General features: G+C 65.3%; 11 protein-coding genes and 1 riboswitch. Of the genes, 3 read left to right on the top strand and 8 right to left on the bottom strand.

All coding sequences use genetic code 11. From position 1 onward, the window contains the following. Nucleotides 1-130: 130 nt before the first annotated feature. The gene (locus tag SE91_RS31620) at nt 131-712 is read left to right on the top strand and encodes a c-type cytochrome (protein WP_008539487.1); all 582 of its coding nucleotides are present in this window, start codon (nt 131-133) and stop codon (nt 710-712) included. 52 nt (nt 713-764) lie between these two features. Here the strand turns inward: SE91_RS31620 and panE are convergent, their stop codons facing one another. From panE to SE91_RS31600, 4 genes are all read right to left on the bottom strand, one after another. Continuing rightward, nucleotides 765-1688: a 2-dehydropantoate 2-reductase gene (gene panE / locus SE91_RS31615; RefSeq protein ID WP_061850441.1), complete on the bottom strand. Its 924-nt coding sequence runs from the start codon at nt 1686-1688 to the stop codon at nt 765-767. A gap of 98 nt (nt 1689-1786) precedes the next feature. Next, entirely contained in the window at nt 1787-2395 is a 609-nt protein-coding gene (locus SE91_RS31610; RefSeq protein ID WP_061850440.1) for a 2-hydroxychromene-2-carboxylate isomerase, read from the bottom strand. A 90-nt stretch (nt 2396-2485) separates the two neighbouring features. Then, complete coding sequence (locus tag SE91_RS31605; protein ID WP_061850439.1) at nt 2486-3835, bottom strand: MATE family efflux transporter; 1350 nt, start codon at nt 3833-3835, stop codon at nt 2486-2488. 84 nt (nt 3836-3919) lie between these two features. Then, nucleotides 3920-4516 (bottom strand): DUF2239 family protein, encoded by a 597-nt coding sequence (locus tag SE91_RS31600; RefSeq protein WP_156489876.1) that lies wholly within the window; start codon nt 4514-4516, stop codon nt 3920-3922. 144 nt (nt 4517-4660) lie between these two features. On the opposite strand from SE91_RS31600, the gene SE91_RS31595 reads away from it, so the two are divergent. Beyond that, on the top strand, nt 4661-5326 hold the full coding sequence (locus SE91_RS31595) for a glutathione S-transferase family protein (protein ID WP_008539478.1): 666 nt from the start codon (nt 4661-4663) through the stop codon (nt 5324-5326). A 1-nt stretch (nt 5327) separates the two neighbouring features. On the opposite strand, the gene SE91_RS31590 is transcribed toward SE91_RS31595, so the two are convergent. Together SE91_RS31590 and ggt are read right to left on the bottom strand one after the other, a co-directional pair. Next, complete coding sequence (locus SE91_RS31590; RefSeq protein ID WP_060734424.1) at nt 5328-6623, bottom strand: MFS transporter; 1296 nt, start codon at nt 6621-6623, stop codon at nt 5328-5330. A 95-nt stretch (nt 6624-6718) separates the two neighbouring features. Further along, the gene (gene ggt / locus SE91_RS31585) at nt 6719-8467 is read right to left on the bottom strand and encodes a gamma-glutamyltransferase (RefSeq protein WP_061850437.1); all 1749 of its coding nucleotides are present in this window, start codon (nt 8465-8467) and stop codon (nt 6719-6721) included. A gap of 116 nt (nt 8468-8583) precedes the next feature. Between ggt and SE91_RS31580 the strand changes: the two genes are divergently transcribed. After that, the gene (locus SE91_RS31580) at nt 8584-9972 is read left to right on the top strand and encodes an MFS transporter (RefSeq protein WP_061850436.1); all 1389 of its coding nucleotides are present in this window, start codon (nt 8584-8586) and stop codon (nt 9970-9972) included. A 98-nt stretch (nt 9973-10070) separates the two neighbouring features. On the opposite strand, the gene purH is transcribed toward SE91_RS31580, so the two are convergent. Together purH and SE91_RS31570 are read right to left on the bottom strand one after the other, a co-directional pair. Then, nucleotides 10071-11663: a bifunctional phosphoribosylaminoimidazolecarboxamide formyltransferase/IMP cyclohydrolase gene (gene purH / locus SE91_RS31575; protein WP_061850435.1), complete on the bottom strand. Its 1593-nt coding sequence runs from the start codon at nt 11661-11663 to the stop codon at nt 10071-10073. 24 nt (nt 11664-11687) lie between these two features. Next, nucleotides 11688-11769, bottom strand: a riboswitch (ZMP/ZTP riboswitch). Between the two features lie 58 nt (nt 11770-11827). Continuing rightward, nucleotides 11828-12586: heparinase II/III family protein (locus SE91_RS31570; protein WP_197489547.1), on the bottom strand; the 759-nt coding region annotated here is incomplete at its 5' end.

Raw genomic sequence — 12586 nt, 5'->3', positions numbered from 1 at the left:
TTGATCCGGGCATCCATCAAACGAGAAACTCTTTTGTAAAATGGATGGATTGCCGGGCCGACGCCCCGCCGAAGAGGCTTCGGCCTCGCAGGCGGGTCAAGCCGGCGATGACGGTCGGAGAGATTGAGCCATGCGGGTCGTTCGGTTTGGAATTCTGTCTGCGGTGCTCCTGCTTGCGCCGGCTGCTACGGCCGCCGACAATGCCGCGATCAAGGAAAAGGCTTCCGTCTGCTCCGGCTGTCACGGCGAGAACGGCGTCTCGCAGACCGAGAACATTCCATCGCTGGCCGGCCAGCCCGATCAATTCCTGCAATGGCAGCTCGTGTTCTTTCGCGCCGGCTCGCGCAAGAACGACCAGATGCAGCCGATCGTCGAAGGGATCACCAACGACGACATCCGCAGCTTCGGGGCCTACTTCGCCTCGTTGGCGCCGCCGAAGAGTTCAGAGGACAACGATCCTGATCTGTCGAAGAAAGGCGCGCAGGTTGCCGCCGGCCGCCGATGCGCGTCATGCCATTTGGACAATTATGCCGGCACCAAGGCGGTTGCACGGCTCGCGGGCCAGCGCGAGGAATACCTTGTCAAGGCGCTGCGCGACTACAAGGCCGGCCAGCGCGTCGGCGGCGGCGTCGCCGCGATGGCCGATGTCGCCTATCACATGAGCGAGGAGGAAATCACCGCCGTCTCGCACTATCTCGCGCATCTGAAGTAGGCGCGCCGTGCTGTGCGCGCCCCGGGACGACAGCTGAGAGTGTAGCTGGCCTCTACCCCATCCGCTGCTTCTCATACGCCTTCAGATGCGTATAGGCGATGCGCAGCTTCGGCACCGGCACCTTGGCCGCGTCCGCACGTGCGATGAGATCGCCGATGACGTGATCGGCTTCGACCGGTAGGCCCGCTTTGATGTCGCGGAACATCGACGCCGTCATCGGCGAGCCCTCGGCGGTCAGATTGCCCTTCACCCGCTCGAAGAACGGCCCGCCTGGCGGATATCCCGACGCAGCCGCGACCGCGCTGGTCTCGTCCAGCATGCCGAGCAGGAAATCCCGACCGCCGGGCGCCGCGAGGATGTTGCCGACCGAGGTACGCATCAGGCTGGTGCTGGCCGCGAGCGAGGACAGGAAGACCCATTTCTCCCACATGTCCTGCATGATGTTCTGGCTGGCGGTGGCGCCATTGATCCCGCTCTTAAAGGCCTCGTCGATGGCCTTGACGCGGTCCGACAGCTTGCCGTCGCGCTCGCCGTAATTGATCGACTGCATCGGTTGCAGCTGCACCACCTCGCGCTGCTCGTTCAGTGTCGCGGCGATGGCGCAGAGCCCGCCGAGCACGCGCTCCTTGCCGAATTTGGCGTCTAGCGTATCGAGATGCTTCATGCCGTTCAGCATCGGGATGATCGCGGTGTTTGGCCCGACCGCGGCTGCGAACGATTTGATGGCGTCGTCGAGGTCGAACGCCTTGCAGCTGAGCAGCACGACGTCGAACTTGTCCTTGATCGCGTCGGCCTGAACCGTCGGCGGATTCTTCAAGGTCACATCGCCGTTCGGGCTTTTGATGACGAGGCCGGCGCTCGCGAGCTCGCCGGCGCGTCGCGGCCGGACCAGGAAGGTGACGTCGCGGCCGGCCTGCAACAGCCTGCCACCAAAATAGCCGCCGATGGCACCGGCGCCGACCACGAGGATACGCATGAAAGAACTCCGTTCTATTCTTGGCGAATGGCGAATTGGGAGTAGCGAATAGTAAGCCCGATTTCCACTCGCTATTCGTTACCCGCCATTCGCGCGCTTCACTTTCCCGACACCATTTCCTCGACGTCGCGCAATTGCTCCTTGCCGAAGAATATCTCGTCGCCAACGAAGAAGGTCGGCGAGCCGAAGGCGCCGCGGGCCACCGCCTCCTCTGTGTTCTTGATCAGCTTGCCCTTCACCTCTGGTTCCTGCGCGCGGGCGAACAGCTTTTGTGCATCGAGTCCGGAGGAGGCCAGCGCCTTTGCCGCGATCTCGGGATCGTTCATCTTCTTCGGCTCGCGCCACATGTGATGGAAGGCGGCCTCGACGTATGTCTCGAACACGCCCTCGAGCTGCGCAGCGACTGCCGTGCGCATCAGGTTCAGCGTGTTGACCGGGAAGTGCGGGTTCCAGACATAGGGCTGAACCTTGAAGCGTTTGATGAAGCGCTCGGTCTCGATCTGCTGGAATTCGCGCTTGTTCTTGATGCCGGCGAGCGACTCGGCCGGCGACTTGTTGTTGGTGGATTTGAAGATGCCGCCGAGCAGGATCGGCACATAGTCGAACTTGACGCCGATGCGCTGCTCGATTGCCGGGATCGCCAGATGGCTGAGATAGGCATTCGGGCTGCCGAAATCGAACAGGAATTGCGGGGCGGTGCGGGTCAAGTTGGATCTCCCTTGCGGCGCTTTTCACTTATTGTGGCGCAGCGCGCGTCATAGGTCCACCGTTTAATGACGGTCATAATACTCTGACGGTCAGATCAAGCGCCGGATCGTCTGCTTGCGCCACACCAGGAGGTAATAGCCCATCTGCAAAACGAACATGGCGCAGAACACGATCGGATAGGCCGCCCATACACCTTCCAGGCCGACCGTGCGGCTCAGGAATATCGCCGCCGGCAGCTCGATCGCGACGATGGCGACGATCGACAGCAGCATCGGCGTCAAGGCGACGCCTGCGGCGCGCATGGCGCCAGAGAACACGGTGGCGAGGCCGAACGGCACCGAGCTCCACAAGGCGATGTAAAGCAGGTCCTTCGCTAGATCGAGCACGGTGCCGTCGGTGATGAAGATGCCGAGCACGGCGCGAGGGGCCAGATAGATCAGCGCCACCAGCCCGCCGGTCAGCACCAGGTTGAACGCGATGCCGGCGCGAACGATGCCGTCGAGCCGCGCCCGGTCGCCACCGCCGATCGCCTGCGCACCAAGGATCGAGACCGCGATTGAAATCGACATCGCCGTGAACTGCGTGTAGCCCATCACCTGATTGACGGCGCCGTAAGCGGCCGTGGCGTTCGAGCCGAAGCCGTTGACGAGCCCCAGCAGCACCAGTTCGGCAATCGCCATCACCACCATGCCGATGGCGCTCGGCAACCCGATGCCGAGAATCTTTCCGAGCACGGTCCCATTGAGCCGCAGCTGACGCAGCAGTGCTGCGTCAGGCGCCAATGCATGCCTTTTCCGCAGCAAGTAGAGGGCCAGCACGATCAACGTCACGGCGTTGGCGATCGCAGCTGCCCAGGCAGGGCTGGTGATGCCAGCCGCCGGCAATCCGAAAGAGCCGCGGATCAGCAGCGGCGTCAGGATCAGGCCGATCGCGGTCGACAATGCCAGTGCCAGCAGCGGCGTCACGGTGTCGCCGACGCCCCGGATCATCGCCGTCATCAGCAGGAAGACGAAGCCGAGCGGCATAGTCAGCAGCATGATGCGCGCATAGGCGCTGGCCTGGTCGAGGATGTCGGCGGGCGTCGCGAGCGCCATCATCAATGGGTGGCTGAAGATGCCGCCGATCAGTGCAATCGCAATCGAGAGCACCAGGCCGATCGCCACCGTCGTGCCGACGACGAGCTTGATCCTGTCATGCTCACCTGCACCGAAAGCCTGGCCGATCAGCACCGTGGCGCCGGTGCTAAGGCCGATGACGAAGGCAAACAAGAAGAACATTACCGGGAAGAAGGCCGAGACCGCGGCGAGCGCCTCGACGCCGATCATCTGCCCGAGATAGACGTTGCTGACTGTGCCGAACAGCGATTGCAGCGCGTTGCCCAGCATCAACGGTGCGAGGAAACGGAGGAATGTCGTCCAGAGTGGCGGCGTGGGGGACATGGGATTCGCCTTTCATCGGAGCGTGCGAAGCCGTTGCCGCGCAATGCGCGGCTTGGGCCGTCGATGGAGATTTGGAAGACGCGCCTAGGCGCGGTCGCTGTAGGCGAGCTTGACGATGTGATCGCGGATGTCGGTCGGCCAGTCCGCGATCAGTCCGGTGAAGCGCCGCCTGTCGTCTGCGAACAGCGCCCGCGAGGCTTCCTCGAACTGCGGCAGATTGCCGGCCATGGTCGACATGAAGTGATAGGCCGCATCGCGCGCCTGCCGCTCGCGGTCCTTGTCGCCGCTCGCGCGCCTGGCTTCATCGACCAGCTTGCGCAGCGCCACCGAGGCGCCGCCGGCCTGGGCGTTGAGCCACTCCCAATGCCGCGGCAGCAAGGTCACCTCACGCGCGACCACGCCGAGCTTCGGCCGGCCGCGGCCGCGCGGCTCACTCGGCAGCGTGCTCTCTTCAACCGGGGGCGGGACAAGCGCAGCCACGCGCGCCAGCACCTCGCGATCGCCGCCGCGCAGATCGAAGTCGATCGATCGACCCGTGGCGTCCTCGAAGATGATGATGGCCTCGTCCGATCGTGGCGCCACCCGCTTGACGATCAGTGCGACTTCGCCGGCTGCCCCGGACACGAGCCGACGCTGTCCCTGGAAGGCGGTGAATGTTCTATGCATTGAAATCATTGCCATATTTTGATGCTGGAAGTCATTAATACCCGGATGAATTCTGCCCGTCAATATACCCGGGTGAAAATATCCGCACCGACGGCTCGACATTGCGTTCCCGGGCTGGCACCAACGCGCGGCTGACCAAGCCTATCTGGGGATCTACCGATGCTGACCGTTCATCACCTCAACAATTCCCGCTCGCAGCGCGTGCTGTGGCTGCTCGAAGAGTTGGGCGTGCCCTATGAGATCGTGCGCTATCAGCGCCAGGCGGACATGCGCGCGCCGAGGGAGCTGCGCGCGATCCACCCGCTCGGCAAGTCGCCCGTGATCACCGACAACGGCAACACCATCGCCGAGTCGGGCGCGATCATCGAATATCTCATCGCAACCTACGGCAACGGCCGGCTGATCCCGCCGCAAAACACGCCGGAGCGGCTGCGCTACACCTATTGGCTGCACTATGCGGAAGGTTCGGCGATGCAGCCGCTGCTCCTCAAGCTGCTGTTCACACTGATGCCGAAGCGGGCGCCCGCACTGCTCCGGCCGCTGGTGCGCAAGGTCTGCAACCAAGCTCTCACGGCGTTGGTCAATCCGCAGCTCAAGCAGCACATGGACTATTGGGAAGGCGAGCTTGCGAAGAGCGCGTGGTTCGCCGGCAACGAGTTTACCGCCGCCGACATCCAGATGAGCTTTCCGCTGGAAGCAGCCCAGGCCCGCGGCGGGCTGGAGCAGGGCCATCCCAAGGCAATGGCATTTCTTGAGCGCATCCACGCGCGCCCGGCCTATGCCAGAGCGCTCGAAAAGGGCGGGCCGTATCAGGTGGGACGGTGAGTCAGTCCGCGTGCAGCACGCGTCCGCGTGTCTCTGGCAGGGCGAAGGCTGCGATGAAGAACACGGCGTAAGCCACCACGGCGAAGATCGCGATGGCGTTTGCGAGCGACGTCGTCGCCGACAGCGCGCCGACCAGGAACGGAAACAGCGCGCCGATGCCGCGGCCGAAATTGTAGCAGAAGCCCTGGCCCGAGCCGCGCAGCCGCGTCGGATAGAGCTCGGTCAGGAAGGCGCCGATCCCCGAGAAATAGCCCGAAGCGAAGAAGCCGAGCGGGAAGCCCAGCACCCAAAGGATTTCGTTGGTGAGCGGCAGCTGCGTGTACAGCAGCACCACCGCCATGGCGCCGATCGAGAAGATCAGGAACAGATTGCGGCGGCCGATCCGGTCGGCGAGCCAGGCGCCGACGAGATAGCCGATGAAGGAGCCGATGATCAGCGTCGCGAGATAGCCGGTCGAGCCGACGATCGACAGGTGCCGCTCCTTGGTCAGGAACTGCGGCACCCAAAACGTGACCGCGTAATAGCCGCCCTGGCAGCCCGTCGCCATCAGCGATGCCAGGATCGTTGTCTTCAGGATCGGGCCGGAGAAGATCTCCCAAAGCGCCGGACGATCGCCGCTCGCGGCCTGCCTGGCGCGGGCCTGGGCGGAGATCTCCGGCTCGGTGACCGAGCGGCGGATGTAGAATACGAGCAATGCCGGCAATGCGCCGATCACGAACATCCAGCGCCACGCCGATTCCGCCGGCAGGGCCGAGAACAGGATCGCCTGCGACAGCACCGCGAGACCCCAGCCGACCGCCCAGCCCGACTGCACCGAGCCGACGGCGCGCCCACGATATTGCGGGCGGATCGCCTCGCCCATCAAGACCGCGCCGGCAGCCCATTCGCCGCCAAAGCCGAGGCCGAGCAGGGCGCGCGCAATCAGGAGCTGGTCGAAATTCTGCACGACTGCGCAGACCAGCGAGAAGAACGAGAACCAGATGATGGTGATCTGCAGCGTCCGGACCCGCCCGATATGGTCGGAGAGATAGCCGCCGAGCCAGCCGCCGATTGCCGAGGCCAGCAGCGTCACGGTGCCGGCGAGGCCGGCTGAGGCGGCATCGACCTTCCACAGCGCGATGATCGTGCCGATCACCAGCGGGTAGATCATGAAATCCATGCCGTCGAGCGCCCAGCCCGCCGCGCAGGCCCAGAACGTCCGGCGCTCCGGCATGTTCATGTCGCGATAGAATGCGAGAAGACTGGTGTCCTCGATCTCCGCGCGCTCGATGCGCTGGTTCGGGTCGGCTGTGGTCATGTGTTTTTCCGGCAGTTTCTTATGCGGGCGTTGGTAGCACGCGTGGCGGCGAGAGCTAGCGTGCCCGCGCTCCCGTGCCATGCAAACTAAGGAGGCTATTGCCCCGCGGCCTCCGCGCCGCGCGTCCGGGGATCGGCCGCGCCGAGCGGCCCGTTAGACGTCACGAGGATCGAATTGGCCGAGGTCTGCCCCATCGGCTCGACGATGATGTGACCCATCGCCTTCAGCTCACCCAGCACGTCGCTGGGAAAACCGTTCTCGACCCGCACCTCGTCCGGTAGCCATTGGTGATGCAGCCGCGGCGTCGTAACGGCGGCGGCGACGTCCATCCTGTAGTCGAGGACGTTCACGATCACCTGCAGCACGGTCGAGATGATGCGGCTCCCACCGGGCGAGCCCGTCACCAGCACCGGCTTGCCGTCCCGCAGCACGATGGTCGGCGACATCGAGGACAGCGGGCGTTTTCCGGGTCCGGGCAGGTTGGCCTCGAAGCCGACGAGGCCGTAGGCGTTGGACGCGCCGACCGCCGCTGTGAAATCGTCGAGCTCGTTGTTGAGCAGAACGCCGGTGCCGTCCGCGACGAGGCCGACGCCATAGCTGAAGTTCAATGTGTAGGTGTTGCTGACGGCATTGCCGCGGCCGTCGACGACGGAGAAATGCGTGGTGTTGCTGCCTTCGCGCGGCGTGGTGGCGGCAGATACGAGCTCCTTCGACGGCGTGGCGCGATCGGTGGAGATGCCTGCGCGCAGCTTGGCGGCATAGTTCTTCGCGGTCAGCGTCTCGATTGGTGCATTGACGAAGGCGGGATCGCCGAGATAGCGCGCGCGGTCCGCATAGGCGCGCTTCATGGCCTCGATCAAAAGATGTAGCGAGGCCGCCGATCCCTGCTTGAGATCGGCGAGCTGAAAGCCTTCGAGGATGTTGAGCGTCTCCACCAGCACCACGCCGCCGGACGAGGGCAGCGGCATCGACACGATGTCGTAGCCGCGATAGGTGCCGCGCACCGGTGCACGGATCACCGCCTGATAGGATTTCAGGTCGGCCGGGGTCATGATGCCGCCGGCGTCAGTCACGGCCTTGGCGAGCTTTTCCGCAACCGGTCCCTCGTAGAAGCCGCGCGGCCCCTGTGCGGCGACGGCCGACAGCGTTGCGGCGAGATCGGCTTGCACCAGCCTGTCACCTTGGCCAAACGGCGTGCCGTCGGGGCGTGAGAAGATTTTGGCCGAGGACGGCCAGCGCGCCAGCCGCCGGTGCCAGCTCGGCAGCGTGTCGGCCATGTCGTCGCTGACGATGAAGCCGTCGCGCGCGAGCGCGATCGCAGGCTCGACCAGCTGTGCCAGCGTGAACTGGCCCGATCCGTATTTCTCCAGTGCGAGCGCGAGACCTGCGACGGTGCCGGGCACGCCGATGCCGAGCGCGGAATCCCGCGACTTCGTCATGTCAGGCTTGCCGTCGGGTCCGAGGAAAATTTGCGGCGTGGTCGCAGCCGGCGCGGTCTCGCGATAGTCGATCGTGATGTCTTCATTGCGATCGGCGGAATGGATCACCATGAAGCCGCCGCCGCCGATATTGCCGGCTCGCGGATAGGTCACGGCCATCGCAAGGCCGGTGGCGACCGCAGCATCGACGGCATTGCCGCCGCGCCGCAGGATGTCGGCGCCGACCTGCGCGGAAATCTTCTCCTGCGCCACCACCATGCCGTGCTCGGCGGCGACGGCACGCACTGCGTCGCGCGCGGGCGGGACATAGCCCCGCCGTGCATCCTGGGCCGTCGCGGGCACGAGGGCGAGCGCCAGCGTAGCGATGACGGCCAACAATGTCCGCCGTGTCGAATATGACGACATTTCAAAATTTCCGCCGTGCCTTTCAGGCAGTCCCTTGGGGCAGTTCACACCCGTCACGGCAATGCTATACGGTTTGCTCCGAGAGAGGCAAAACTGTTCGTGATGAGGACTGCGTGATGACGACGATCGCCCCGGATGCGCGCATGGCCGGCGTGGCGCGGACCTATCCGCCGCGCGCCGCCGTCGTCAGCTGGATCTTCTTCGATTGGGCCGCGCAGCCATATTTCACGCTGATCACGACCTTCGTGTTCGCGCCCTATTTCGCGACAGCCATCGCGCCAAATCCCGCGACCGGTCAATCCTTGTGGGGCTTTGCGATGGCGGCCGCGGGCCTTGCAATCGCTCTGTTGTCGCCTGTGCTCGGCGCCATCGCGGACGCTTCGGGTCGCAGGAAACCGTGGATCGCGGGTTTCGGCGCCGTGCTGGTGCTGGCGTCATGCACGCTGTGGATCGGCAAGCCCGGCGATGCCGCCGTCATTCCGCTGGTGCTCACCGCAGTTGCGCTCGCCAGCGTCGGTGCGGAGTTCGCCACGCTCTTCAACAACGCGATGATGCCGACCCTGGTCCCGCCGGAACGGATCGGCCGTCTCTCCGGTACCGGCTGGGCCACGGGTTACATCGGCGGCATCGTCAGCCTGATCATCGTGCTCGGCCTGCTCGCCGCCAATCCCGAGACCGGCCGCACGCTGCTCGGCTTCACGCCGCTGTTCGGGCTCGATCCCATCACGCGTCAGGGCGATCGTGCCGCGGGGCCGTTGACCGCGCTCTGGTTCATCATCTTCGTGACACCGATGTTCCTGTTCACGCCCGACTATCCGGCCAAGCGTCCGCTGGGCAAGGCCCTGCGCGAAGGGCTGGCCGAGCTGAAGCAATCGATCAGGAGCCTGCCGAAGCAGAAGTCGCTTGCGGCGTTCCTGCTCGCCAACATGATCTACACCGACGGGCTGGTGTCGCTGTTTGCCTTCGGCGGCATCTATGCTGCCGGCACGTTCGGCTGGCACACGATCCAGATCGGCACGTTCGGCATCATGCTCGCGATCGCCGGCGCGTTCGGCGCCTGGCTCGGCGGCAAGATCGACGACCGTCTCGGGCCGCGGCGTGTGATCGCCGGTAGCCTGCTGATCCTGCTGCTGTCGGTGGCGGCGATCCTGCTGGTCGACAAGGACAGCGTGCTGTTCGTCAAGGTCGCGCCGCCGCAGCCGGGTGCAGGCCTGTTCTCGAGCGCCGCGGAGCGCGCCTATCTGGTGCTGGGCTGCCTGATCGGCGCGGCCGGCGGCCCATTGCAAGCCGCCTCTCGCACGCTGTTGATCCGTCTGGCACCGAAGGACCGCATCGCGCAGTACTTTGGCCTGTTCGCCTTAACCGGGAAGGTGACGTCCTTCATCGGCCCGCTGCTGATCGGCATGATCACTGCGGCAACGGCGAGCCAGAAAGCCGGCATGGCCGTGCTGGTGGTGTTCTTCGTCGCAGGATTGGGGCTGTTGATGCGGGTGCGGGGAGAATAGACCTCCGCTGTTGCGCCAAACTCCGCCGTCGTCCCGGCCTAGCGCGCAATTGCGCGCGACGGACGGGACGACTCGTTGAAAGTTCAGTGCACCATGCTCTAATGCCTGAAGTGCCGCGTTCCGGTGAACACCATGGCGATGCCGTGCTCGTCGGCAGCCTTGATCACCTCATCATCGCGCATCGAGCCGCCGGGCTGGACCACGGCGGTCGCGCCGGCCTCGATGCAGGCGAGCATGCCGTCGGCAAAGGGGAAGAACGCATCTGACGCCACGACAGAGCCCTTGGTCAGCGGCTCGGCGAGCTTCAGCTCACCCGCCGCATCCTGTGCCTTGCGCGCCGCGATACGCGCTGAGTCGACCCGGCTCATCTGGCCCGCGCCGATGCCGACCGTGGCGAGATCCTTGGCGTAGATGATGGTGTTGGACTTGACGTGCTTGGCCACCCGGAACGCAAACTTCAGGTCGCGCATCTCGGCATCCGTGGGCGAGCGCTTGGTCACGACCTTGAAGGTCATGTCGTCGACCACGGCATTGTCGCGGCTCTGCACCAGCAGGCCGCCGGCGACGGTCTTGGCGGTGAAACCGGGCGCGCGCGGATCGGGCAGGCTGCCGGCGAGCAGCAGGCGCAGGTTCTTCTTGCCGCCGATGATGGAGATGGCCTCTTCGCTGGCGTCCGGTGCGATGATCACCTCGGTGAAGATCTTCGTGATCTCGCGCGCGGTGTCGGCGTCGAGCGGGCGGTTCATCGCGATGATCCCGCCGAAGGCGGAGGTGGAATCGCAGGCGAGCGCCTTGCGATAGGCGTCGACGAGGTTTGCGCCCTCTGCCACGCCGCAGGGATTCGCGTGCTTGACGATGACGCAGGCTGCGGTGCGCGTGGCATCGAACTCGCCGATGCATTCATAGGCCGCGTCGGTGTCGTTGATGTTGTTGTAGGAAAGCTCCTTGCCCTGCAGCTGCCGCGCGGTGGAGACGCCCGGGCGCTTGTCCGGCGTCGCATAGAACGCCGCGGTCTGGTGCGGGTTCTCACCGTACCGCAGCGACTGGATCAGTCGGCCGCCGAAGGCGCGGAAGTCCGGCGCGTCGATCTCGAGTTGGCGGTTGAACCAGTTCGAGATCGCGGCGTCATAGGCCGCGGTGCGCGCATAGGCCTTCGCAGCAAGCCGCCGGCGTAGCTTCAGCGTGGTCGCGCCCTGGTTGGCGGCGAGCTCGTCGAGCACGGCCTTGTAATCCTTTGCCTCGACCACAACAGCGACGTCGTCATGGTTCTTGGCGGCGGCGCGGATCATCGCGGGGCCGCCGATGTCGATGTTCTCGATGCAGTCCTCGAAGCCGGCGCCTTTGTCGACGGTCGCCTCGAACGGATAGAGGTTGACGACGAGCAGGTCGATCGGTGCGATGCCGTGCGCCTTCATCGCCTCGGCATGCTCCTTGTTGTCGCGGATCGCGAGCAGCCCGCCATGCACCTTGGGATGCAGCGTCTTGACGCGGCCGTCCATCATCTCGGGGAAGCCGGTGAGGTCGGAGACGTCCTTCACCTTGAGGCCCACCGCAGCGATCGCTTTCGCAGTGCCGCCGGTCGAGACCAGCTCGACATCATGTGCGGCCAGTGCCTTGGCGAACTCGATCAGGCCGGTCTTGTCGGAAACGGAAAGCAGGGCGCGGGTGACGCGGCGGGGATGGTCAGTCATGAGCAAGATCCTCTGGTAAGGGAGTGTCTATGCCCAGGCGCGCGGCGGATATGTGTCGCGCTTCCCGATGGTGCTCCATCCAAGGTCGCCAGTCGCGCGAGCGCGTGCTCGATAGCAGCTTTCGGCCGGTTTCACAACGCCGGACAGGACTGGCGGACGTGCGTTTACAGCGGCAGTTCCGGCTCCCGCCGCGCATTTCGCCGGGCATTGGTGACGGCCGGTGAGGCCGTGGACCGCACGAAGCTCCAGCGGATCGAGGGCGCCTGCCGCGCGTCCTGCCGGATCACGATCTGAGCGGTGCGGCGCGGCCCGTCATTGCCGGCCAGGAATACGCTGTCCTCGAGGTCGACCTTGTCGTCCAAGGCTTCGAAGGTCCAGACGTCGCGGTTCGGCAGCACCAACATGACACCGCGGGCATCCGACAGCCGGCTCGCCTTCACCGCCGGATGCAGATGGAAGCGCAGCGCGAAATCGGCATCCGCGCCCTTGAAGCGCCCGCCCTGCGGCGGCGACAGCGTATCCTCCCCGTCGATGCGCGCGCCGTCGTTGGCGATCATCAGCACGCGGCGATGGATCGCGCCGAACTTCGAGAGATAGCCGTCATGGGAGGTCGTCAGCAGCGTGCCGTTCTGCACGATTTCGCGATAGCTCTCGACCTCGACGGGACCGCTGGTGACGGGCGCGCCGTGCAACAAGCGCTTCATCGCCGACATCTCCACGAACTGGCACGAGGAGGTCTCGTGATAGGTCAGCGTCGAATGCGCCGCGGTGCCGCGCGCGAACGGTCGCCAATTGTCGCGGCCCGTGGTCGGCATGCCGCAATTGGTGACGATGCGGCTGATGCCGGAGGACAGCTCGAACGACAGGCAGCCGGCATGCGCGTCGTGGCTGATGCCGGCCGGCGGCGGCGGGCCGGTGTCGAT

This window comes from Bradyrhizobium sp. DOA1 (assembly GCF_001593325.1).
Taxonomy (GTDB): Bacteria; Pseudomonadota; Alphaproteobacteria; order Rhizobiales; family Xanthobacteraceae; genus Bradyrhizobium.
Note: the sequence above shows the minus strand (reverse complement) of the source record. Positions and strands in the feature narration are given on the sequence as shown.